At 32.7% G+C, this 25453-nt stretch carries 23 protein-coding genes; 12 read left to right on the plus strand and 11 right to left on the minus strand.

All coding sequences use genetic code 11. From position 1 onward, the window contains the following. The first annotated feature begins 30 nt into the window (after nucleotides 1–30). The 3 genes from gldJ (at nucleotide 31) to AC1QSP_RS02975 (ending at nucleotide 3591) form a co-directional block, all read left to right on the plus strand. Nucleotides 31–1647 (plus strand): gliding motility lipoprotein GldJ, encoded by a 1617-nt coding sequence (gene gldJ / locus AC1QSP_RS02965; protein WP_484080380.1) that lies wholly within the window; start codon nucleotides 31–33, stop codon nucleotides 1645–1647. Between the two features lie 62 nt (nucleotides 1648–1709). Beyond that, nucleotides 1710–2990 carry a UDP-N-acetylmuramoyl-tripeptide--D-alanyl-D-alanine ligase gene (locus tag AC1QSP_RS02970; protein ID WP_484079714.1) on the plus strand — a complete coding sequence of 427 codons (1281 nt, stop codon included), beginning with the start codon at nucleotides 1710–1712 and terminating at the stop codon, nucleotides 2988–2990. Nucleotides 2991–3048: 58 nt separating this feature from the next. Beyond that, the gene (locus AC1QSP_RS02975; protein ID WP_484079715.1) at nucleotides 3049–3591 is read left to right on the plus strand and encodes a hypothetical protein; all 543 of its coding nucleotides are present in this window, start codon (nucleotides 3049–3051) and stop codon (nucleotides 3589–3591) included. Nucleotides 3592–3638: 47 nt separating this feature from the next. Here the strand turns inward: AC1QSP_RS02975 and ctlX are convergent, their stop codons facing one another. From ctlX to AC1QSP_RS03000, 5 genes are all read right to left on the minus strand, one after another. Next, a complete protein-coding gene (ctlX, locus tag AC1QSP_RS02980; protein ID WP_484079716.1) occupies nucleotides 3639–4577 on the minus strand; it encodes a citrulline utilization hydrolase CtlX in 939 nt (312 codons plus the stop codon). A gap of 1 nt (nucleotide 4578) precedes the next feature. Further along, on the minus strand, nucleotides 4579–5493 hold the full coding sequence (locus AC1QSP_RS02985) for a dimethylarginine dimethylaminohydrolase family protein (RefSeq protein WP_484080381.1): 915 nt from the start codon (nucleotides 5491–5493) through the stop codon (nucleotides 4579–4581). Between the two features lie 77 nt (nucleotides 5494–5570). Next, nucleotides 5571–6548, minus strand: coding sequence for an amidohydrolase family protein (locus AC1QSP_RS02990; protein WP_484079717.1), 978 nt, complete (start codon nucleotides 6546–6548; stop codon nucleotides 5571–5573). Between the two features lie 151 nt (nucleotides 6549–6699). Then, entirely contained in the window at nucleotides 6700–6972 is a 273-nt protein-coding gene (locus tag AC1QSP_RS02995) for a hypothetical protein (RefSeq protein WP_484079718.1), read from the minus strand. A 3-nt stretch (nucleotides 6973–6975) separates the two neighbouring features. Continuing rightward, complete coding sequence (locus AC1QSP_RS03000) at nucleotides 6976–9219, minus strand: RelA/SpoT family protein (RefSeq protein WP_484079719.1); 2244 nt, start codon at nucleotides 9217–9219, stop codon at nucleotides 6976–6978. 261 nt (nucleotides 9220–9480) lie between these two features. Here AC1QSP_RS03000 and AC1QSP_RS03005 point away from each other — a divergent pair, with 261 nt between their 5' ends. Continuing rightward, nucleotides 9481–11355, plus strand: coding sequence for an Nramp family divalent metal transporter (locus AC1QSP_RS03005; protein ID WP_484079720.1), 1875 nt, complete (start codon nucleotides 9481–9483; stop codon nucleotides 11353–11355). 28 nt (nucleotides 11356–11383) lie between these two features. On the opposite strand, the gene AC1QSP_RS03010 is transcribed toward AC1QSP_RS03005, so the two are convergent. The 4 genes from AC1QSP_RS03010 to recG form a co-directional block, all read right to left on the minus strand. Next, a complete protein-coding gene (locus AC1QSP_RS03010; RefSeq protein WP_484079721.1) occupies nucleotides 11384–11896 on the minus strand; it encodes an ankyrin repeat domain-containing protein in 513 nt (170 codons plus the stop codon). Between the two features lie 61 nt (nucleotides 11897–11957). Beyond that, on the minus strand, nucleotides 11958–13481 hold the full coding sequence (locus AC1QSP_RS03015) for a catalase (RefSeq protein ID WP_484079722.1): 1524 nt from the start codon (nucleotides 13479–13481) through the stop codon (nucleotides 11958–11960). Between the two features lie 279 nt (nucleotides 13482–13760). Beyond that, complete coding sequence (locus tag AC1QSP_RS03020; RefSeq protein WP_322969848.1) at nucleotides 13761–13922, minus strand: hypothetical protein; 162 nt, start codon at nucleotides 13920–13922, stop codon at nucleotides 13761–13763. Nucleotides 13923–14083: 161 nt separating this feature from the next. Then, nucleotides 14084–16189 carry an ATP-dependent DNA helicase RecG gene (gene recG / locus AC1QSP_RS03025; RefSeq protein WP_484079723.1) on the minus strand — a complete coding sequence of 702 codons (2106 nt, stop codon included), beginning with the start codon at nucleotides 16187–16189 and terminating at the stop codon, nucleotides 14084–14086. 112 nt (nucleotides 16190–16301) lie between these two features. On the opposite strand from recG, the gene AC1QSP_RS03030 reads away from it, so the two are divergent. The 4 genes from AC1QSP_RS03030 (at nucleotide 16302) to AC1QSP_RS03045 (ending at nucleotide 18368) form a co-directional block, all read left to right on the plus strand. Further along, on the plus strand, nucleotides 16302–16913 hold the full coding sequence (locus AC1QSP_RS03030; RefSeq protein WP_484079724.1) for a thioredoxin family protein: 612 nt from the start codon (nucleotides 16302–16304) through the stop codon (nucleotides 16911–16913). 111 nt (nucleotides 16914–17024) lie between these two features. Next, nucleotides 17025–17369, plus strand: coding sequence for a PAS domain-containing protein (locus tag AC1QSP_RS03035; protein ID WP_484079725.1), 345 nt, complete (start codon nucleotides 17025–17027; stop codon nucleotides 17367–17369). A 60-nt stretch (nucleotides 17370–17429) separates the two neighbouring features. Further along, the gene (locus AC1QSP_RS03040; protein ID WP_484079726.1) at nucleotides 17430–17720 is read left to right on the plus strand and encodes a response regulator transcription factor; all 291 of its coding nucleotides are present in this window, start codon (nucleotides 17430–17432) and stop codon (nucleotides 17718–17720) included. An 84-nt stretch (nucleotides 17721–17804) separates the two neighbouring features. Further along, nucleotides 17805–18368, plus strand: coding sequence for a TlpA family protein disulfide reductase (locus AC1QSP_RS03045; RefSeq protein WP_322969844.1), 564 nt, complete (start codon nucleotides 17805–17807; stop codon nucleotides 18366–18368). 66 nt (nucleotides 18369–18434) lie between these two features. On the opposite strand, the gene uvrA is transcribed toward AC1QSP_RS03045, so the two are convergent. Further along, complete coding sequence (gene uvrA, locus AC1QSP_RS03050) at nucleotides 18435–21236, minus strand: excinuclease ABC subunit UvrA (protein WP_484079727.1); 2802 nt, start codon at nucleotides 21234–21236, stop codon at nucleotides 18435–18437. 134 nt (nucleotides 21237–21370) lie between these two features. On the opposite strand from uvrA, the gene prmC reads away from it, so the two are divergent. The 3 genes from prmC (at nucleotide 21371) to AC1QSP_RS03065 (ending at nucleotide 23485) form a co-directional block, all read left to right on the plus strand. Further along, nucleotides 21371–22204, plus strand: a complete 834-nt coding sequence (gene prmC / locus AC1QSP_RS03055) for a peptide chain release factor N(5)-glutamine methyltransferase (RefSeq protein WP_484079728.1) — start codon at nucleotides 21371–21373, stop codon at nucleotides 22202–22204. A gap of 139 nt (nucleotides 22205–22343) precedes the next feature. Continuing rightward, complete coding sequence (locus AC1QSP_RS03060; RefSeq protein WP_484079729.1) at nucleotides 22344–22853, plus strand: hypothetical protein; 510 nt, start codon at nucleotides 22344–22346, stop codon at nucleotides 22851–22853. Nucleotides 22854–22915: 62 nt separating this feature from the next. Beyond that, nucleotides 22916–23485 (plus strand): GNAT family N-acetyltransferase, encoded by a 570-nt coding sequence (locus AC1QSP_RS03065; protein WP_484079730.1) that lies wholly within the window; start codon nucleotides 22916–22918, stop codon nucleotides 23483–23485. Between the two features lie 12 nt (nucleotides 23486–23497). Here the strand turns inward: AC1QSP_RS03065 and AC1QSP_RS03070 are convergent, their stop codons facing one another. Continuing rightward, nucleotides 23498–24307, minus strand: coding sequence for a WG repeat-containing protein (locus AC1QSP_RS03070; RefSeq protein WP_484079731.1), 810 nt, complete (start codon nucleotides 24305–24307; stop codon nucleotides 23498–23500). A gap of 158 nt (nucleotides 24308–24465) precedes the next feature. On the opposite strand from AC1QSP_RS03070, the gene AC1QSP_RS03075 reads away from it, so the two are divergent. Beyond that, nucleotides 24466–25437, plus strand: a complete 972-nt coding sequence (locus AC1QSP_RS03075) for a hypothetical protein (protein ID WP_484079732.1) — start codon at nucleotides 24466–24468, stop codon at nucleotides 25435–25437. The last annotated feature ends 16 nt before the right edge of the window (nucleotides 25438–25453 follow it).

Raw genomic sequence — 25453 nt, forward strand, 5'->3', positions numbered from 1 at the left:
ATATTTGAAAACCATAAGTATTCTATGAAAATGAATAAAGGACGTATTTTTTCTTTAGTACTTGCTGCAGCTTCTTTAACTTTTGTGAGTTGTGCATCAAGTGGTGGAAAGAAAAAAGGTGGTGGAACAAAAAATTTCACAAGCCGTACAGGTTGGAAACCAAATGATAGCAAAGGATGGTTTTTTTCCGGGAAACAACAAAAAAATATTAAAGGATGGCCTGGTATGGTTTACATTGAGGGAGGATCTTTCACAATGGGACTTACTAAGGATGATGTAATGCGTGATTGGAATAACTCTCCAGTACGTATGCAAGTTAATTCCTTCTTCATCGGTGAAACAGAGGTAACAAACTACGAATATCGTGAATACTTAACTTGGTTAAAAGTAGTTTTCCCACCGGAAGAGGAATTATACAAAGATATCTACAACAGTGCGTTGCCTGATGAATCAATCTTTAACAACTCATTATCACGTGATAACTTCTCTACAGAAAGTTACATGTTTTCACAAGAGTTTAGCTATTATCCAGTGGTTGGAATCACATGGTTACAAGCAGTTAACTACTGTGATTGGTTAACAGACCGTGCCAATGAGAAAGCGTTAATGGATAAAGGTATCTTAGCAAAAGACTATTATTCAAACGAAGAATATAACTACGGAGAGAAAACATTCAATACTGAACAGTATAAAAAGAATGATTCAAACGTAAGTGAAGCGATTGATTCGACAAAATTATTAAAGACGTATCAAATTAAATCGACTAACACACGTATTCAAAATGCTAACCGTTTAACACGTTCTAATGATGTTCAAGAATTCCGTTTACCTACTGAGGCTGAATGGGAATATGCAGCATTAGGTTTAGCTGGAAACCGTGAGTTCAACCAAAACAAAGGAAAAGAAGTTAATCAAAACAGTTTCCGTACAGAAAAAGGTAAAAACCGTGGTCAATATTTAGACAACTTTAAACAAGGTCGTGGAGATTATTCTGGTATTGGAGGTTTCGGAAATGATGGATCTGCAATCACTAATGATGTGAAGAAATTTGCTTCAAACGATTACGGAGTTTATGGTATGTTAGGTAATGTTGCCGAATGGACAGCTGATATCTACCGCCCTATCATCGATGATGAAGCAAACGATTTCAACTACTTCCGTGGAAATAACTACAAATCAACAATTGATAATGGTAACGGAGGTTTTGTTAAATATGATGCAACAAACATGGAATACGATACATTAAATAATGGTCGTTTAGTTTACAAAGGTTTACCAGGTTCTTACAAAAAAGAAGTGGTAAAAGATTATAGTAACTTCCGTGATGGTGATTCTTCTTCTTCTTTAATCTTAACGAATAGTGAAGAAAAATCTACTGATGATATGTACAACTCTCCAGTTCGTCGTTTTGTTGTAGACGCTAACGGAAAAGTAGTCTTAGAAAAAGATGGTTCTCAAAGAACAACTGAATTATCAGATGAGGTTCGTGTTGTAAAAGGAGGATCATGGAGAGATCCAATTTATTGGGTAGATCCAGGTCAAAGACGTTATATGCACCAAGCTGAAGCTACATCATGGATTGGATTCCGTGTTGCTCAAGACTTCAAAGGTACAAAAGAGTCAAAACGTAAAAGAAGAGGTGTATAATCTCAAGCAATATTTTCTAAAAACTCGGTTCATTGAACCGAGTTTTTTTATACCTTTAGTTCATGAACACACAATCTATTTTCGAGTTATTTTTAAAATACAAAAAGGTAACTACTGATACTAGAAAAATCGAAAAAAACTCAATCTTCTTCGCATTAAAAGGAGCAAATTTTAATGGAAATCAATTTGCTAATCAAGCAATTAAGGAAGGTGCGATTGCTGCCATTGTAGATGAAAAAGAATATGAAGATGCCTCAAAAAATATTTTTTATGTAAACGATGGTCTTACTGCTTTACAAGATGTAGCACGTGCCTATCGTAATTATTTGAAAATCCCATTCATTGGATTAACTGGTTCAAACGGAAAAACGACAACGAAAGAATTAATTGCCGCTACGCTACAAGAAAAATATAAGGTTCATTATACATTTGGAAATTTAAACAATCATATTGGTGTACCATTAACTATTCTTTCTATTCCTTCTGATACTGAAATTGCTGTCATTGAAATGGGTGCGAATCACCAAAAAGAAATTGAATTATTGTGTACAATTTCACGACCAGACTATGGTTATATTACCAATTTTGGGAAGGCACACTTAGAAGGATTCGGCGGTATTGAAGGCGTAATTAAAGGAAAATCAGAGTTGTATGACTTTTTAAGAACGAAAAATAAAACCGCTTTTGTCAATCTTGAAGATAAAATTCAAGTTGAAAAAACGGAAGATTTTAATCGTATTACTTTTGGCATCCACTCGGGACAATACATCATTACTCCTATTCAAGAACAATCCGATTATCTAGCGGTTGAAGTAAATGGAATTCGAATTCAAACCAATCTTACAGGTTCTTATAATTTTAGTAATATTTCTTGTGCTATTGCAATGGGCCAACATTTTGATTTGACTTTGGATCAAATTAAAAAAGGAATTGAAAATTATACGCCAACAAATCATCGCTCACAAATCATCGAAAGAGAACATTACAAAATTGTAATGGATGCTTATAATGCAAATCCATCGAGTATGGAAGCCTCATTAAAGAATTTTTCAACGTTCGAAGGCAGTAAAACGGTAATCCTTGGAGATATGTTTGAATTAGGAGCATCTTCTGAAGATGAACATAATAATATTGCAAATCAAGCAATTAACTATGGATTTGATCAGATCTATTTATTAGGTCAACATTTTATGAAAACAACGGTTACATCAGATCGAATTAAAAAGTTCGAAAACCGTAAAGATTTTGAAGATTATGTTAAATCCAATTTTGAATATTCAGACAATGTTTTAATCAAAGGCTCACACGGGATGCGCTTAGATTTATTAACGGAAGTGTTTTAATTCAATAGATAATAAATCGTTAGAATATGAGTTATACAACTATACTTGACATTAAATTATGATTATCACTTTAGCAACATTATTTTTCAGTATCATTCAACCCATAACAGTTGATGCACAGCAAACGAAAGAACAACCAATGATTGATTGGTCTGAAAAGAAATTAACTTTTAACGATTTTAAAGGAAAAGGAAAAGTTACAAAATCTCCAGAAGGCGAATTTGCTTCAAAAATTTCTTGGACAATAACTGAAGAGACGGGCAAACTTCCGGTTTACAAAATTTACAATCGCATGGATCCTTCGCACTCTTGGATGTCAATTAAACACGATGAATTATTAAAAGAATATCAATTCGTGTGGAACTTACAAGAATTATATGCCAGAAAAGCAAGAAAGGATGTTGAAGAATTAAACCGTAGAAAAAGTAAAGACAAAGATGCTTATCGTAAAGTCATTACAAAACAAGTGGCCTATTTTCAAAAAGAACGTTTAAAGTATAAAGGGATTTTACAGAATCAACCTGATTTATACCAAATGTTAGAAAAACAATATAAAGATTCGTTACAACAATACAATAAGTATAAGCAGAATTACAAATAATAAAAAAAGCGTTCAATGATTGAACGCTTTTTTTTCTAAAATTCGATTTATATTTTTGGTAAGAATACTTCTGCCATCATACAACGTGCAGATCCCCCTCCTAATTTTTCAATTGTATCTATTTTTACAGGTAAAATAGGATTATATTTTTCAATTGCAGATTTTTGATCTTCAGTTAAAGAATCATAAGCTGTTTGCGACATCACTAAATACGATTGCCCCATCCCTCCTACTTGCAACATATTCCCAGCAAATTGATGCATTTGCTCTTCACTGATTGCAATAATTTCTTTGCCGTAATCTTTTAAATTTTCGACTACATTTTTACGTTCCTTTTTATCATCAATCGTACTTAAACAAATAATGGCATATTGATCCGCAATACACATCATAACGTTGGTATGATAAATGGGTAATCGTTCACCATTTACCGTTTGATTAGCCGTAAAAATAACTGGAGTATATTCTAATTCCTCACAAAATTCTATAAACAATTCTTCATCAGTACGTTGAGAGATTGCTGCATAAGCGATATCATTTTCACGATCCAGAATTATACTTCCTGTTCCCTCAAGAAAAATGTCTTCTTCTTCAGCAGTTGTAAAATCTAAAACATCCGTTATGTTAAATCCCTTTTCCTCTAAAAATGATAAAACATCCTCCTCTCTGCGTTCTTGTCTTCTATTCTCCGCATACATAGGATATAAAACAACAGTTCCGTCTTCATGGAAAGAAATCCAGTTATTCGGAAAAATTGAATCAGGCGTATGTGGAATTGGAGTATCCTGAATTGTAAGCACTTGTATTCCTTTCGAACGCAAAGTAGAAACCATCGTTCTAAATTCGGTTAAAGCTTCTTGCTGAATAGCATCTGCTTCTTCGTTCGCTTCTTGTTGAAAATAATTATTTACAGCAGTCTGTGGATTATAGTTAAAATTCACAGGCTCAACCATTAAAATGGTATTTGTATATTGTTTTCTTTTCATGTTATTCTCTAATTAAAGGCATAGTAGAACATCTTAATAAACCACCCATCTTAGAAATATTTCGGTAATTTATTGGCTCTACATGTATCCCCCATCTATTTTCCAAATGTTCGGCTAAACGTACAAAATTCTTTTCAATTACCACCACATCAGGAGAAATTGAAAATACATTTGGACTCATCCAATACATTTCTTCTTTAGTTACTTCAAATAAATTTTCTTTACCAAAAATATCTACCAATTGCTGATAATCCTTTTCAAACAAAAAACCATCTTTATAAATAATGGCTTTATCAATTCCTACAGGTTGAAATGTACAATCTAAATGTAAAATTCCTTCATAAGGATTGGTATCGTGTTTTTTCAAATCAAAATTCAATACCTTTTTATTTGGAAATTTATGACGAATAAAATCAACAAATTCTATATTCGTACGACCAGTTTTAAAATTTTTAAAATCCGGTTGATTGTACGTTCCTACAAAGATATAATCATTATAAAGAATAACATCGCCCCCTTCAACATAAATGTGTTCTGGTAAATATGTAATTTTATTGCCTGCAAATTTCTCTTTGATATGTTGATAGGCTGCTACTTCAGGCTCACGATCCGGAATAATATTCGAGACAAAAAATTCATCATCAATAACAAATCCCACATCTCTTGAAAAAACTTGATTGCAATTTTCAATTAAACTTGGACGTAATACTTCAACATCGTATTTTTTAAGTACCTGTTCAAATTCAGCCATTTCGCGAATTAAATCTTCATCCTTCGGAAAATCATTATTCAATACTGATTCATAGGATTTCGCATCAAATGTTTCCTCTAAAGTTGGTACCGGACCATTCGATTCTGCTCGACCAAGAACAACTGATTTTAATTTAGACGATTCATTTTTAACATTTAATTTCATCATGTAGTAATTTTAAGATTTTCCAAAAAAAATCCCGCATAAAGCGAGATTATTAAATTTCTGTATAAATATACATTTTATTTTTGAATTCCTAAGGCTTTTAATCCATTATCCGTTGCAATTTCTGCCAATTTATCTACATCATAGAAATGACAAGATTCTAACATCACTCGTAATTCTGTCAGTAAATGCCCATCAGAGAATGGTTTATAGATATCGTTAATGTTATCTGTACCAAAAGCGACGTTAATTCCTCTTGGAATCATTTCATCTACTGGTGTTACTGAATTGTGAGATGGCGCTAAACGTTCTGTACGGTTGTGATCGATCCAAGCAGTTGGACAAGAAATGATATGCATATCTGCTTGTTTGATCAACTCGTATAATTCATAACGGTATTTTCTTGGATGTGCAGCTACAGAAATAGAGTGTACTGCAGATACTTTTCCTTGCATCCCGTGTTCGATGGTTTTACGAGCCAATTGTTCGGTCTCTTTCTCTTCATCTGTATTGAATTGATCCACATGTACATGAACCAACTTATTTTTAGCTTTTGCAGTTGATAATAAAATATCCAAATGCTCATCTTCACGACCAAAATCTTTCGCAGGCAAACCTCCAATGATGTCCACAAAATCCGCTGATAAATCAAACCACTGACGTGCTTTAGGATCAATTACTCCTTTTAAAACTTGGTTCGCGAAACGAATCTCAATGTCTTTTCCGTAATTCTCTTTTAAACGTTGTGCCGCTTGAATAGAACGATCTTCGATAACTTCATCACAATCAATGAATGATCCAATGGCTTGTGCCCCTTGCTCTAACATGTAAGTAATCGCTTTCTCCATACGGAAATAAATATCATCTACTGACGATTTACGTTTCATGTCATCTACTAAATGCCATTTTTCTTTTAAAAATGAATTGGATAAAGCAAATGTATCAGAAGTTAAAGAATAAGCACGATCTAAATGAGAGTGAGCATTTACCCAGCCTCCTTTCGCTTTTACTTTTTCTAATACTTCTTCGATGGGATTGTAGTTCTTTGAGTTCATTGTGTGTTGTTTGTTTTCGGGGTGTAAAATTAATACGGATTTGCCTTATTTCTTAACGAAAATCATACGATTTATTCTAAAAGATTTCTGTAACTTTGTGCCTTTATTACTTGTCTCAACAAAAAAGTCCAACGCATTCATTGGACTTTTTTCATTCTTTTTTCATTGTAATTTTTACCAATCCATTTGGGTAGTTTGGATCTGTTTTTACAATTTCTATTGTTTTAATTAAATCGAATGTAATTTTCACGGTATCCTTCAAATCTTTAAGAACACCATCAACCATAAATGTAGGTGGATTAACTTTTTTAATTTGATTTGATTGTTGTAACAATGATTCGTTTTTAATCTCTTTTTTTAAGGGATTTTGAGCAAAAACTTGTAAGTTACAAATCAAAAATAAAACGACTGAGAAGGATTTCATTTCTTAATTTTTATAGGTTCTTTTTACCGTTTGAATACCATCTATTCGTTCCAATTCTTTCATAACATCTTCTAACTGCGATTTATTTTTGACAGAAAGGGTGATTTTACCATTGAAAATTCCATCTTCTTCTGAAAGATTGATGCTATGCATATTTAAAGAGTTGTTCTTAGAAACGACCAAGGTAATATCAGAAACCATCCCAGGACGATCAATTCCTTCTAATTCCACAAGGGCTTTAAATTCTTGAATCGTCGAATCAATCCATTTGGCCTTAATGATTCGGTAAGCATAATTGGCTTGTAAAGAAACTGAATTTGGGCAATCCACTTTATGTACTTTAATCCCTTTCGATACGGTGATAAATCCAAACACTTTATCGCCTGGTATAGGATTACAACAAGATGCAATCTCATAATCTAACTTTTCTTCATCATTACCAAAAACTAAACTATCTAGCTTTGATTTATCGACTACGGGCTGTTCAGCTCTCGGTTTTGGCGACGAAGTGAACGTTGTTTTTCTTAAACGATTAAATAACCCTGTAAAACCAGTGTTTTTATCGGCAAAGCGTCGTAACTCGTTGTTATCGATGATTCCCATCGCAACATTGTAAAATAAATCCAAACTTGAACTTAATTTGAAAAATTGTTGCAACTGATTGACTGTTTGTTCTGAAAAATCAACTTTTAAATGACGTAACTTACGGATCAATACTTCTTTTCCATCTTCCGCTACACGACGCTTATCTGAATTTAAAGACGCTTTAATTTTACTACGTGCTTTAGATGTAATGGCATAATCCAACCATTCTAATTTTGGTTTCTGTTGCGAAGATGTAATAATTTCCACTTGATCTCCTGATTGGAGCTTATAGGATAAAGGAGATAATTTTCCATTGACTTTTGCACCTAAACATCGATCTCCAACATTGGAATGGATGGAATAAGCAAAATCCAATGAACTCGCTCCTTTTGGAAGGGAATGTAAATCACCTTTAGGCGTAAAGACATAAATTTCTTTCGAATACAAGTTGAACTTAAAATTATCCATAAACTCGATGGCATCTTTCGTATCCTCTTGCTCAAGCATCTCTCGCACTTGGTGAATCCATTCGTCTACCTTGGTATCTTCTTCACTATAATTTTCTTTGTATTTATAATGGGCAGCAATCCCCATCTCAGCAACCTCATCCATACGTTCCGAACGAATTTGAACTTCAATCCAACGCGCTTGTGGGCCCATCACAGTTACATGTAAAGATTCATAACCAGTAGTTTTGGGTTGTGTAATCCAATCACGCATTCGTTTGGGATTAGGAATGTACAAATCGGTAACCATGGAATAGATTTTCCATGCTAAAAATTTTTCATTTTTACGATCTGAACGATAAATGATCCGAATAGCAAATAAATCGTAGACGTCTTCAAAGGGAATTCCTTGATTTACCATTTTACGATAAATCGAATTAATCGATTTAGAACGTCCTTTAATTTCAAATTCTAAACCTTCCTCATCTAATTTCTCCTTTAAGGCTGAAATAAAATCATTAATGTATTTTTCACGTTCTTGTTTCGTTTCCGTCAATTTGCGCTCAATACCATAATAATCTTCGGGTTTAGTGTATTTTAAACTTAAATCTTCTAACTCAGATTTGATGTTATACAATCCCATTCGATGAGCTAATGGCGCATATATAAAAATGGTCTCTGAGGCAATTTTTAGTTGTTTATCCTCACGCATACTTTCAAGCGTACGCATATTATGAAGACGATCGGCAATCTTAATTAAAATAACACGAACATCTTCTGATAAGGTTAACAATAACTTTTTATAATTCTCCGATTGAATCGAAACATCTTGTTTATTTAAAACGGAAATCTTCGTTAAACCATCGATGATTTTAGCAATTTTTTTACCGAATAACTTTTCGATGTCATCTAAAGTATATTCTGTATCTTCTACAACATCATGCATCAAGGCAGCAGCAATTGATGTAGCCCCCAAACCAATTTCATCAGAAACGATTTGCGCTACCGCAATTGGGTGATATATATAGGGTTCTCCCGTTTTACGACGTTGATCTTTATGTGCTTCAACAGCTAAATCAAACGCTTTACGGATTAACTTTTTATCTTCATCAGACAAACTTACATAGGTGTTTTTCAACATCTCTTTGTAACGTCTTGTAATCTCAATATTCTCTTGCTCAAGTTGCTCTTGAGTAATCACAAATGGAGTAGCCATAAGTTAGATGTTAGTTCGATTAAATATTTTCTCTTGAAAATTATATTTCTTTAGCTAAATATACGTATTCTCAAAAAAATCAACAATCGAAATGTCTATTATTTATCGAATTGATTAATTAAAAATCAGTCTAAAAAATAACTAATTGATTTATTGATTTTTATCAAACCTCCATTAATTTAACTTCTATTAAAATTTCTGATAATTAATGTTTATTTCCATATATAGTTGTATAAATTTGTTATTTAAAAACATTTTTATATGTCCCAACAATCTAAATCTTTAGATGACGTACACGAAAGCGTTGACTTAACAAAAAAGAAATCAACTATCAAAAGAATACTTGGTTTCTTTGGTCCTGCATATTTAATAAGTGTTGGTTATATGGATCCTGGTAACTGGGCAACAGATTTAGCAGGCGGAAGCCAATTTGGATATGCATTACTTTGGGTTTTGTTAATGAGTAATGTTATGGCTTTGATTTTGCAAAGTCTATGTACACGATTGGGAATTGTAAGAGGAAAAGATTTAGCTCAATGTAATCGAGAAACATACCCTAAATGGGTAAATTATTTTTTATATGGATTGGCCGAAATAGCTATTGCTGCCTGTGATTTAGCTGAAGTATTAGGAATGGCTATCGGATTAAAATTACTATTTGGTTTAGATTTAATTTATGGGGTGACTATAAGTTTCTTAGATACTTTTTTATTGCTATACCTGCAAAAATTAGGGATGCGCAAAATGGAATTATTTATTATCGGATTAATTACATTAATTGGTTTATGTTTTTTAACCGAAATGTTTATTGCTCAACCTAATTTTAATGAAGTGGCCAAAGGTTTTATTCCATCATTACCAAATGAAACTGCTTTATATATTAGTATAGGTATTATTGGAGCTACTGTAATGCCTCATAATCTCTACTTGCATTCGGCTCTTGTACAAACAAGAAAGATTAAACGAGACAAAAAATCTATATTCAAAGCTTTAAAATATAATTTTTGGGATAGTGCAATAGCATTGAATTTAGCATTTTTAGTTAATGCAGCTATTCTGATTTTAGCGGCTACAGTTTTTCATCAAAACGGAATGAATGATGTAGCAGAATTAGAAGATGCATATAATTTATTAGGAACAATGCTAGGTACAGCTTGGGCGTCAAAACTATTTGCAATTGCTTTAATTTTAGCTGGACAAAGTTCTACGGTTACTGGAACACTTGCTGGGCAAATTGTGATGGAAGGTTATTTACACTTACGAATTAATCCTACACTAAGACGCATACTTACACGTTGCATTGCTATTCTACCTGCAGTTTTAGTCATATTAATTGCTGGGGAAAGTAAGGTAGGGGAATTATTAATCTTTTCTCAAGTTTTATTAAGTATGCAATTAGCATTTGCGGTAATTCCTTTGATACATTTTGTGAGTGATAAAGAGAAAATGGGTGAATTCGCAATCAAACCCTTACTGCAAATCAGCAGTTGGTTAATTGCAATAATAATCTCTATCTTAAATATTAAATTGGTCTACGATGAAGTGTCGAATTGGATTACTGATTTAAATTCTATTTGGATAACTATTTTGTTGATTTCAATTTCAGCTGCACTTTTAGCCCTTTTAGCTATAACAATCATCTATCCTTTAGTCAGTAAAAAACAATTCAACCATCATCATATTCATGATTCTGCATTAAATATCGAAAAATTATCGGCTGAACCAATTCTGTTTAAAACAATCGTCGTTGCTTTAGATTTTTCTACTTCTGATTATAAAGTTCTTAAATACGCTAAACAACTTTCTAAGGAACAAACTAAATTAGTATTAGTACATGTTGTAGAAAATGCACAAGTTAAATATACAGGAGAAGAAACCAATGACGCAGAAGCTAAATCTGATATGGAACGGTTATTAAAATATGCTGACTATTTCAACTCTATTCATCATCCAACAGATGTAGAGCTTGCCTTTAATAATCGAATAGAGAAAATTACAATGATTTGTAAAAAACACGATGCCGATCTATTGATTGTAGGATCACATGGCCATAAAGGCGTAAAAGATTTTGTTTTTGGTGAAACAATTAACAAATTAAGACACGAAGTAAATATTCCAGTGTTTATTGCGCAATAAAAAAGGTGAATTAATTATCCACCTTCAGTTATTTTAAGAATTTTAAAATTTCGTTATTCTCTTGTAGGATAGCGTGATCTTTAGCAGTTTTACCACTATTATCTTTGATAAATAAATCAGCACCAGCTTCAATAATCATTTTCGCAATTTCATTTTGACCAAAAGTTACAGCAAAAATTAAAGATGATGCACCATTGAAATTGACTTGATTAACATCTGCTTTATGTTCAATTAACAATTTAGCCATTTCTGGATAACCCCTAAATGCTGCCCCCATCAATGCATTATTTCCGGATTGATCTTGTACATTGGGATTTGCCCCTTTCTCTAATAATAATTTTACAGCCTCTTTATTATTGTTATAAACGGCTAAAATCAAAGGTGTAAATCCTCTATTATTAGCTTGGTTAATATCTTGACCATTTTGAATCAATTGTTCTATTTCAGTAACGTTATTTGCTCTTGCTGCAGCGAATAAATCTTGTGCATTAACAAAGTTAAAAGTTAATGCGAAAGCTAATGATAAGAATATTTTTTTCATGATGATTTGATTTTGTTGAAAGTCATGGAGCCGAACTCAATCGACTCCAATCCACTTGAAATTATTTTGGTAAGTATTGTTTTACATCGTTCATAGAAGTATTAGTCGCCTTCATTAAACGAGTTCCATACGCTGTATTTGCTTGGTAGAAGTGAGCAATCATTTTGTGAACGATTACTTTATTCTGAACTGAATTTAAAGCGCCTGATAAGTTCTTGATTAAATTATCTTGATCTTTCTTAGAGAATGATTTATATAAATCTCCCGCTTGTTTAAAATTGTTTTCTTTATCAATAGTCGCTTGAGCAGTTGTTGTTCCTGCTGGGAAAACTGATTTAGAATATTTGAATTTAGCGTTATCTTTTACCTCTGGTAAATTTGTAGATGGTTGATAGTTTACATCCCCTTTTTGCTCAAGGATAGACATGTAACCATCTTGGTTGTACGTCTTCACATTGTTCTTAGGCGCGTTTACAGGAATTTGTTGGAAGTTCCCCGTTAAACGGTGACGTTGTGTATCAAAGTAAGAGAATAAACGACCTTGTAATAATTTATCTTCAGATGCCTCGATTCCAGGTACTAATGTACCAGGTGAGAAAGCAGCTTGCTCTACTTGTTGGAAGTAGTTCGTTGGATTTTCATTTAAAGTCATGGTACCAACTTTCACGAATTTCGCTACAGATTCTGGCCAAACTTTCGTTACATCCACTGGGTTAAAATCTAATTGATCAAAATCTTCACGCTTTAACATTTGAACGTATAAATCCCATTTTGGGAAATTTCCTTTTTCGATTTCGTTACGTAAGTCTAATGTAGCGTGTTCGATTGCAGTTGATTGGATTTTATCCGCTTCTTCTTGCGTTAAGTTCTTCACCTCTTGTTGAGGAACCCATTTATATTTAACGTAAGTTACTTCTCCATTCGCATTTACCCATTTGTAAGCGTGAACCCCGTTACCTTCCATTTGGCGGTAGTTTGCTGGAATTCCGTAATCAGAGAATAACCAAGTTAACATGTGTGTTGACTCTGGTAAATTAGAGAAGAAGTCAAATACACGGTTTGCATCAGACGCTCCATTTGTAATTGGAGATGGTTTGAATGCGTGTACCATATCTGGGAATTTAATCGCGTCACGAATAAAGAAAACTGGTAAGTTGTTTCCAACTAAATCGTAGTTCCCTTGTTCTGTATAAAATTTTACAGCGAATCCACGAGGGTCACGATAAGTTTCTGGAGAACCTTGTTGGTGCGTTACTGTAGAGAAACGTACAAATAAAGGTGTTTTTTTACCTGCTTGAGATAAGAAATCAGCCATGGTAACATCTGAAAAATCAGCAGAAGCGACGAATTCTCCAAAAGCACCAGCTCCACGTGCATGAACAACACGTTCTGGAATACGTTCACGGTCAAATGCAGCTAATTTTTCAATTAAATGAATATCTTCTAATAAAACTTGTCCATTGTTTCCAATAGTTTTAGAATTTTGGTTGTCCCCTACTGGCGCTCCTGTATTAGTCGTTAATTGTTGAGCAAATCCAATTGTAGATAAAAATGCTAACCCTAATACTAAACTTCTTTTGATCATATTAATAGATTTATGTATTATTTATTTTTTCTGGAACAAATGTAGAATCAGAAGAAATATAAATCAAATCTATAATATCTATGAATTATAATATTTTTTTATGATAGTTGATTTTAAAGGCTTTAAAGTTATAAATGTATAGGAATCGAATATTTAGATAACATTATAAAAATTAATGATCATAGAAAGGTCAGTTATATCAAACTTCATATCATAAAAAAAGCGAAAAATAATTGATTTATTTTTCGCTTTCACTTTAAATTCTTCATAATATACAATTTATCTGGCTCTTTGAAACATCATATTTGGTTTTGATGTAATGCTGTGATTATTGGCTAGAACCATTAAATTTTGGTGGTGATTAAAAATCCATAATGAATTCCCTTCCACTTCAACACCCTGTAACGATTTTACATCGATTGTATTAAAATACTTCATCATAATTAATAGTTTTAATTAAATAAATGTTAATATTAAAAACAAATGTTAAAATATATTAAACGCTTATTTCAGTAGATCTAAACCTTCCATTTATTCAACATTATGCTTTACACTTTTATATTAACATATATTATGCCAAAATATTATAATCGGTGTTAATTTTAAGAAATATTGCTCCAACCCACCTTTTCTTTAAGATTTTCTAAAAAGTAATTTTTCATGGATTGATGAACAGGTAAATTCATTTCAGGATCACTTTTTAGAATATGCTCAACGCATGTTCTCGCGGCATGTAAAATCTTTTTGTCTTTGGTTAAATCGGCAATTTTAAAATCTAAAACGCCACTTTGTTGCGTCCCCATCATATCACCAGGACCTCTTAATTCCAAATCAATTTCAGCCAATTTAAACCCATCATTCGTTTCACACATGGCTTCAATTCTTCGTTGTGAAATTGGATTTAATTTTCCTCCAACCATCAGAATACAATATGATTGTTCAGCTCCACGTCCTACTCGTCCACGTAACTGATGCAATTGAGAGAGACCAAATCGTTCAGCATTTTCAATAACCATTACACTTGCATTTGGAACGTTAACACCGACTTCAATAACTGTCGTTGCAACTAAAATTTGGGTTTCTCCACGTTTAAATCGTTGCATTTCATATTCTTTATCCGCGGCTTTCTGTTTCCCATGTACAATTCCTACTGCGTATTTCGGGAGAGGAAATTCTCTTGAAATACTTTCAAAACCATCCATAAGATCTTTTAGATCAAGTTTTTCCGATTCATCAATTAATGGATAGACAATATACACTTGTCTACCCTTTTCAATTTCCTGACGCATAAAACTAAACAACTGTAAGCGATGCGCATCTGTCTTAGAAATGGTTTTAATCGGTTTTCTTCCTATAGGAAGTTCATCGATTATCGAAACATCCAAATCGCCGTACATGGTCATCGATAATGTACGAGGAATAGGTGTAGCCGTCATCACTAAAATATGAGGGGGTAATTGGGCTTTACGCCAGAATTTGGCACGTTGAGCTACGCCAAATCGATGTTGTTCATCGATGATGGACAAAGCTAAATTTTTAAAAACTACAGTATCTTCTAATAACGCATGGGTACCGATAATAATTTGCAAAGTTCCATTGGCTAAGTTTTCCAAGATCGGTTCACGTTTTTTCTTCGTTACTGATCCGGTTAATAGGGCTACTTCAACCTTCATATCTCCTAACATTTCTACAATACTGTTATAATGTTGTTGAGCTAAAATTTCGGTCGGTGCAATTAATGCCGCTTGGTATCCATTATCCAATGCAATAAGCATACTTAATAAAGCAACCATTGTTTTTCCAGACCCCACGTCTCCCTGTAATAAACGATTCATTTGAGCAGGATGCTTGAGATCACTTCGAATTTCTTTTATCACACGCTTCTGAGCTCCAGTAAGTTCAAAAGGCATTCGTTCTTTATAAAAAGTGTTAAAATAATCTCCAATTTTAGGAAAAGCAAATGCTCTATTCTTCGCTTTATTTTGGATTTTTTTAGAAAGCACACTTAAATTTAAAAAGAAAAATTCTTCAAATTTCAATCGATTTTCAGCACGTTTTAAATCATCTAAATTTTGAGGAAAGTGAATTGTTTTATAAGCTTGTTCACGCGACATTAATTTAAAATGATCGATCAAATGTTGCGGAATATTTTCTGGGATTGAAATCTGCTCTGCAAATACAGCTGCGACCATTTTTTGTAGGATTCGATTGGTAATTCCCTTTTTCTGTAACATTTCTGTACTTGAATATACCGGAAATAAACCTTGTGGAATTTTCTTTGCATCTTCTACTGTATCGATTTCAGGATGAACAATACTATAATGCCCATTAAATTCGTTCAATTTTCCATAAACGACCAATTCTTTGAATAAATCGCCTTGCAATTTTTCACGTTGCCATTTGGTCACTTTAAACCAAATTAATTCAATTGTACCTGTACCATCTTGAAATTTGGCGACCAAGCGATTCACTTTCCCTTGTTTTATTTCTTGCATCGCCACCATTTGTCCTTTCAGCTGAATCTCAGCTGCTGTAGAACGAATTTCTCGAATCGTGTAATATTTCGAGCGATCGATATAACGAAATGGAAAATGATTCAGTAAATCTTCATATCGAAAGATACCCAATTCAGCCTGTAAGGTTTTGGCACGTTCTGGCCCACAACCTTTTAAATACTCTACAGTTTTTTTCAGTGGATTACGATACATAAAATGGCATTTACACTTGCGAATTTAAAGATTTTTAACGACATGATATGTCACAAAACATATAAAGTAAATAAGGATAAAAGTCTATCTTTGTGAAAATAAATGGAATTTTATGTCATTACTAAAATACATCCAAAACGGATATCATTTTGAAGATTATCTTGAACGAATTGAGGATGAATTAGAAGCACAAATTGAATTAGATGATCCAAAAGAGTTAGTTCCTCTTTATGCGATGAATTTAAAACAAAGTAGAGAAATCAGAAAGAATTTTCGATATAATCCCGGAATGGAGAAAAAGGCTAAATCCTATCAAGCAGATTTAAAATTTTTAATCATTTCTGAAGGTTGGTGTGAAGATGCGGCACAAATTGTACCCATTGTAGATCGACTTGCAGAAACCATTGGTGCTGAATGTAAAATCATTTTACGTGATGAAAATTTAGAATTAATGGAAGAATATCATACAGATGGTTCTCATTCTGTTCCGATGATCATTGGAGTTACCCCAGAAGGAGAAGAAGCCTTTCGTTTTGGACCACGCCCTTCTAAAGCAATGGAATTTACCAATCGTTTCAAAAAAGATCCAGACAAATACTCTAAAGATGATTTTATCGAAGATTTAGACCGTTTTTATTTGGAAAATCATGGACAAGATATTATATCAGAAATCATCGAATTAATTGAAGACTATCAATCAGATATACAAACTGAAGAGGATTAATTTCCTCTTTTTTTTGTTTAAAATCTAAACAACGATTCATAGATATTTTTAACCATTTATAAAATACTCATTTACTTTTTCTTTACATTTGTTGTACTTAGTACCACAAATATGAGTAGCCCATCTAAAATAAAATCCGATTGGGATTTTTGGTTAAATTATCCAAATAATTTACAAAAAACCGAAAATCATCAACCGATTATTCATCCAAGTTATTATTATATATATAACTGTGAAACGAATGAAATCCTATTTACGAATGACAGTTTCGAGAAAATTTTAGGTTATACGAAAGATGATTACTCTTTTATCGAAATTATGACATTTTTGCATCCTGAAGATGTAAAATATGTGATGGAATGCGAACGAAAAGCTATTGAGTTTACAGCGAAATTATCCGTTAGCGAATTAAATCGTTTTGTCACGACGTACACCTATCGTGTAAAAACAGCATAAGGCCATTATATACGTCTAAAACAAAGCTATCAAGCCTTAGAAGTCAATGAACTGGGACATATGAATCGCGCCATTGTCTTTCATGAGTTCATAGACTATCATCAGCAACGCGAAAAAGATGATTTTAAAATATTTGATCGTCAGTCCAATCAATATGTACATGCTGAGAATCGTTTTAATCTAACAAAACGGGAAAAAGAAATTTTTGAATTGATTAAAAAAGGGCATACCAGCATTGAAATTTCGGAAATGTTGCATCTAAGTAAACTTACTGTGGACACGCATCGAAAAAATATTTTATCCAAAACCAATTCTAGAAGTTTCATGATATTAAACCATCAATCCAATTGATGTGCATTAATATTTGTGGAATCTAAATTTTGTTTTCATCTTTGCTATTGATTTTAAATTATACGATTTAAGAATTTTTTACCCATGAAAAAGAATAATCAAATCATTTTAGCTGTTGTTGTTGTAATAGGATTAATTGCAATCATGTTTACACCCATTGGGACAGCAATAAAAAATATGATTGAAGGTGAAGATCATTTGGTGGCAGTACGAGATGAAAATTTAAGTGATAGTGATTTCGATATTGATCTGTTAGGACACAACGGAGCAAGTAATTCAAATTTAGTTGATTTTAAAAAATCAGGAGAAGTCGTATTTATTAATTTTTGGGGAAGTTGGTGTCCTCCATGTGTTGAAGAAATGCCAAGTATCCAAAAATTGTACGAATCGAAAGGACAGAAAGTAAAATTTGTCTTAGTGGCTATACAAGATAAACCAAAAACATTCAATGCGTTTTTACAAAAGAATGGATATACCATGCCAGTTTACGAACCGACGAGTCCAATCTCTGTAAATATGATGCCTCATGTTTTTCCAACGACATATATCTTAAATAAAAAAGGTGAAATTGTTTTAAAAGAAACAAAAACGAGAGATTGGAATGATGCCGAAATCAACACTTTATTGGAAAAATTAATTAAAGAATAATCTTTTATACTTATTATAAAAAAATCCCATGGCTTGAATATCATGGGATTTTTTTTTTGGACGATTTTATAATTTATCTTTTAAAAATTGACCTGTAAATGATTCTTCGACTTTTGCTACATCTTCTGGAGTTCCCTCAGCCACCAAGTAACCTCCTTTTTTACCTCCTTCAGGACCTAAATCAATGACCCAATCGGCAACTTTGATAATATCCATGTTATGTTCAATGACAAATACCGAATGTCCTAAATCAATTAATGCTCGTAAGGCTTTAATTAATTTTTGGATATCATGAAAATGCAAACCTGTTGAAGGCTCATCAAAAATAAAAAGCGTTTTATCGGTTGTTTCCCCTTTCGTTAAAAAGTAAGCTAATTTTACACGCTGAGCTTCTCCACCCGATAATGTACTTGATGATTGTCCCAATTTTACATAACCTAGACCAACATCTTGTAAAGGTTTTATCTTATCCACAATCTTTTTTTGTTGATGTTGACCAAAGAATTCAATGGCCTCATCAATGGTTAAGTTCAATACATCAGAAATGGAAAGACCTTCATATTTCACTTCCAATACTGACTTTTTGAATCGTTCTCCATTACATTCTTCACAAACTAATTCTACATCAGCCATAAATTGCATTTCAATGGTAATTGTACCATCACCTTTACACGTATCGCAACGCCCTCCATCCACATTAAAAGAGAAATGTTTTGCCTGGAAGCCATTCAGCTTACTTGCTTTTGTATTAGCAAATAGCGTACGGATATCATCATATGCTTTCACATAGGTGACAGGATTAGATCGTGTTGATTTACCAATCGGATTTTGATCAATTAATTCGATGCCTTTCAATCGGTCTAGATCACCAATTAATCCATCATGTTCCCCTATTCGATTTCCAAATATTTCGAAGTGACGCTCCAATGCAGGCGTTAGAATTTCTTTCATCAGTGTAGATTTCCCTGAACCCGAAACTCCTGTAATCACCGTAAGCATGTTTAAAGGAAACTTAACATCAATGTTTTTTAAATTATTTTCGCGTGCACCCAGTACTTTTAAATAATTTTGAGGTTGAATTCTTTTCTTTGGAACTTCAATTTCTAATTTTCCATTCAAATATCCTGCTGTTAACGTATCCGCTTTCAATAATTCTTCATAAGTACCTTCAAAGACAACATGTCCGCCATTAGTACCTGCTTCTGGACCAATATCTATAATATAGTCCGCAGCTTTCATGATATCTTCATCATGCTCTACTACAATTACTGTATTTCCTAAATCACGTAATCGCTGTAAAATCGTTACAAAACGCTCCGTATCTTTTGAATGCAAACCAATCGATGGTTCATCCAAAATATACATTGACCCCACTAAACTACTTCCCAATGAAGTCGCTAAATTAATACGTTGTGATTCTCCTCCCGACAAAGTATTAGAAGCACGATTTAGGGTTAAATAATCTAAACCTACATCCAATAAGAATTGTAAACGAGAACCAATCTCATAAATAATACGATTCGCGACCTGACGATCAAAATCTGAGAATACAATTGATTGAAAAAAATCATTCAACTCATTAAGAGGTAAATCCACCAATTGCGAAATTGAACGATCATTAATTTTTACATAATCTGTTTCTTTACGTAATCGTCTCCCTCTACACGTTGGACATGTCGTTTTCCCACGGTAACGCGACAACATCACACGGTATTGAATCTTATAGGTATTTTGCTCTACCATGGCAAAGAAACCATCCAATCCTTCCCATTTTCCTTGACCTCGCCACAAAATATCTTTTTGCTCATCGGTTAATTCAAAGTAAGGCTTATGAATTGGAAAATCGAAGCTGGATGCAAATTTCATAAAATGCATTTTCCATTCGCTCATCTTCTCTCCTTTCCATGCGACAACTGCATCTTCATAAACAGAAAGCGCTTTATTAGGAACAACCAAATCCTCATCAATTCCAATAACCTTCCCATATCCCTCGCATGTTGGACAGGCACCATAAGGGTTATTAAAACTGAAGAAGTGAGTATTAGGTTCATTAAAAATCATTCCATCCGCTTCAAATTTATTTGAAAAAACTTTTTTAATATTTTCCTCTAAAATTTGAAGTTCAATTTCACCTTTCCCTTCGAAAAATGCAGTTTCTATGGAATCAGCTAAGCGATGATAAAAAGAATCTTCAGCATCCACAGGAATCGAAATACGATCGATCACAAGATGAACTTTATTTTCCGGTTGAGGTTCAAAGTTAAACGAAATCAAATCTTCGATTTTAACGGGATTATCATCCACCGACAAACGAGTAAATCCTTGCTGTTGTAAAATTCCTAAATGCTCTGAAAAAGTACGCTCTTCAGGAATATTTAATGGAACACGTAATATGAACTTTGATTCAGCAGGGTATGATTTCATAAAATCAATCACATCGGTTACTGAGTCTTTATGAACCAGTTCACCCGAAATTGGTGAGTATGTTTTTCCTATTCGCGCGTATAATAATTTCAGATAATCATAAATTTCGGTTGAAGTTCCTACTGTTGAACGCGGATTGGTAGAATTCACTTTTTGTTGAATGGCGATTGCTGGTGCAATTCCATGAATATAATCGACTTGAGGTTTATCTAATTTTCCTAAAAATTGACGTGCATAGGAAGATAAACTTTCGACATATCGTCTTTGCCCTTCGGCATAAAGTGTATCAAATGCTAAAGTCGATTTACCGGATCCTGACATCCCTGTAATCACAATTAATTTGTTTTTAGGAATGGCTAAATCAATATTCTTAAGATTATGAAGCTTAGCTCCTTTAATCAGTATATATTCCTTTGGATTTAATTTGCTGATATCTTTTTTCATGGAACGGCAAATTTATGATTTTTTGATGGCTTCTAAACTATTTGAAAGCTTAAAAAAATTAATGTCAGCCTATTGAAATGACAATCTAATTCCGATAAATAGGCAATTCCATCATTAAAATGTATCTTTGTTCAATGACAATTAAAGGAATTCAAGACCGATTATATACTGAATTGGCTTCGCTTTATGATAAAGACGAAATTCAAGCCATTTTTAGATTTTATGTTGAAATACGATTCAATATATTAGATTCATTTTGGTTCAATGATGATACAAAAGAATTTGAATCCCCCTTTCTTGAAGCCGATATACAAGCCTTAAAACAAGGAAAACCTGTTCAACAAGTGGTGGGTTATGCTTTCTTTTATGATTATTTCTTTAAAGTCAATGAACATACATTAATTCCTCGTCCCGAAACTGAAGAATTAATTTATTTGATCACTGAAAAATTCCCGAAAGAAGCTTCATTAAAAATAATTGATTTTGGTACCGGAACAGGTTGTATCCCGATCACCTTATCCAAATTATTTCCAAATGCAGAAATATTTGCAGTAGATGTTTCAGAAGAAGCCTTAGAGGTGGCAAAATTCAACAATGATTATCATGGCACAAACGTTCATTTTATTCATCATGACATGTTAAAGGACTTTGATTATGGTCAAACGTTTGATTTGATTATATCTAATCCTCCATACATCCGTGAATTAGAAAAAAGCGACATGCATCAAAATGTATTGGATCATGAACCCCATCTGGCTTTATTTGTATCCAATGACGATCCATTGTTGTTTTACCGTCGCGTTTCTGAAATTGGCTTAAACCATTTAAAACCTAATGGAAAGTTATTTTGTGAAATCAATCAATACCTCGGCGAAGAAACAAAACATATGTTTCTTGAAAATTATTCAAATGCTGAAATCCATAAAGACATCTCAGGAAATGATCGTATTGCAGAAGTTTGGTTTTAAAATGTTAAATTTTAACTTTTTATGCAAATAATTCAATTTATTTTATAAGTTTAAGTATACGAAACAAAGTATCATTTTTAAAATGGTTTAATTGTTGTTTGTATGTCAACTCAAAACTTAAATAAAAAACGAAAGAATTATGAAAAAATTATTTGTATTAGCTGCAGTAGCTGGTTTAGCATTTGTATCATGTAAAACAGAAACAAATAAAACTGTAGTAACAGATGGTGATAACGATACAGTTGCTGTTGTTGAAACGACTTCAACAGACGGTGTTGTTTTAACTGAAGCTGAAGCTAAAGCTAAAGTTGATCAAGCACAAAAAGATTTAGACGAAGCGATAGCTCGAGGAGATAAAGCAGCTGAAGAAGCAGCGCGTAAAACATTAGATGATGCAAATGTAGCTTGGGAAAATGCTAAAGCTGCCGTTTCAAATGCTGCTCAAAATGTAAAAGAAGGTGTTAATAATGCTGCCAATGCTGTTGATGCGAAAGCAAAAGAAGTTGGTAATGATATCAATAATGCTGCGAAAGACGCAAAAGAAGATGTAAAAGAGGCTGCACAAGATGCGAAAGAAGGTGTGAATAAAGCAGCTGAAGATGCAAAACAAGGAATTAATAATACTTTAGAGAAAGCTAAAATTAAATAATTTTAATTTCAATAACGTTTAACGAATGCCTTGAATTCTTTCAAGGCATTTTTATTTTACAAATGGAATATACGATACGAAAAGCAAACCGTGAGGAGGCTAAAACCATAGCCGATCTAATGTTTTTTGCCATGAAAGATATTGTTTTTGATTTTATCGGTGAGCAAAATGAAGAAAAATCAAAACAATTTTTAAGTGAATTAATTGCTCAAGAAAACAATCAATACAGTTATCAAAACAGTTGGATTCTAGAATTTGAAAATCAAATTGCTGGAAGTTTTACCATTTACAATGGGGAGCAATTGGATGAATTACGTCAACCGGTAATAGATCTCTTAAAAAACAAATATAATCGCGTTATACATCCACAAGATGAAACGGAAGCAGGTGAATATTACATCGATACCATCGCTATTTTTCCAGAATTCAGAGGAAAAGGTTTTGGAAATAGTATTTTGGATTATATCATTGAAGAATTCGCGAACAAAAAAGGATTGACTTTAGGGTTACTCGTCGATTTCACCAATCCCAAAGCAAAAAAATTGTATGAATCGAAAGGTTTTAAAGTCGTGGGCGAAAAACAACTGATGAGTGAAAATCATGAACATATGCAATATAAAAAAGGAGCATAACGCTCCTTTTCTTTATTTCATCACATTGATTTGTTTTAAGATCTTCTCTTCGTAAGGATCAATCGTAAATTGTTCAAATGGAACAAATTCTTTCATTCCTTTTAAATAGCCCAATTGATAATTTTTACGGATTACAGGATTTCCTTCGAAACTCTCTAATATAGGTAATTCAGAAATTGGCTCCAATATCATTTGATTATCGCTGGTAATTAAACCAAAATTCATCAAATAATTATCTTGGGATAACATGTAAGGAAAATATGCTAATATATCAGGACGTTCAACTTTTAAATCGGTCGCTTGACCAAATGTGATAAAATTTTCGTCCACTGGTGTAAGGTATTCATAGTGATAATCAATAATCAATTCATTTGAGGTATTGATTAATCCCCATTTTTCATCCATAACTACCCCTGCATATCCTGCACGAAAATCAGTACACCCATCATACTGCAATGGAATGACGATTTGATTCAACAAATCGATAAATCCCCATTTTCCATTCAATTTGACAGCACAGAAGTTTTCAATAAAATCGGATACTAAATCGTATTCTATTGGAATTAAAACGTGATGATTTTTTGTGATAAAGCCCCATTTCCCATCTTTTGAAACACTATAAGCATTTACAGTAGAATTCGCAATTGACTCATATTCAAAAGGGATCACTACTTCACCTAAAGGATTGATTAAACCTACTTTATTCTCAATGCTTACGGGTGCTAAACCATTTCGATCAAAAGTTGTTACCTCATCAAAACGAGTATTTTCGTTATGGATTAATTCATCGTACTGATCAATATCTTTTATCGTAATCTTCATTGTATATCTTTTCGTCAGCTCAAAAGTAAAAAAACATACAGTAATTTTGAATAATAATCCATAAAATATTAATAACTTACATTAGATATCTCATAAAGATTTGCATTTATTTCTAAAAATAATCTTAAATTTGTGAAAATACTTAAAAAGTAATACCTATGAACAGCTTAAAGAAAATTTTACTAACAACAGCCATAGTAACAGGTAGTTTAGCCTATGCTCAACACACTGTAGTAATCAAAGATTTACCTGCTACATACAATAAAAATTACGAATTTAAAGGAAGTTGGAATATTAAAAGCGATGACATGAATAATTCATACATTATTCTTGGTAGCCAAATTATGAACAACACAAATTTAAGAAGTAATGATTTGGAATTAACTGTTCATTTTGTACCAACCCAATCTGTCTATAAAATTAGTGAGTTACCCAATAAATTAAATCGAGAAACAGCATTAGGGCAAATTGATGGAAACAATACAAGTTACAATAATGTTCGAATCCAATTCAGTCAAAAAGAGTTAGAACATCTTTCACCTGGTGTTTATAATACAGTTGTTGTATTACGTGATAAAAAATCTGCTCAGATTTTAAATTACCATATTTTAAATAATACCTTCCGTTTTGTAGACAATCAATTTCGTTTAGTTGATGAAACAAGTACAAATTATTTATTAAATGGTGAAAAAGCAGATAATTCTTTATCTAATGTTTATTCTACTGTAAAAAGTTCTTTAAGTTTAGCATATACACCCAATCAATTGGTATTAGCAGGTGATTGGAAATTGGATGTCGATTTTTCAACATTAATGGTGAACATTACCGGTGATAATAATGCGATTCAAAATAAAACTTCAAAGCCTAGTAATAATTTAAAATTATTGGTCTATTTTTCTGAAAATCCTGCAGAAGAATTCAAAACTGTTGAAGGATATGAGCTATTAAACGTAGACATCAAACCAATTTCAGCATCTGCAGAATTAAAGAATCCTAAAATCTCTACAAACATCACAAAGACAATCCCAAGTGGTGAATATTATCCAATTTTAGTCTTAACTGAAATGGATGAAGAGGGGAATTATAGAGTTAAATCTGCCATTCGATACAAAGAAACATATAAATTATAATCCATTTAATAAGGCT

Source organism: Faecalibacter sp., from assembly GCF_057177045.1.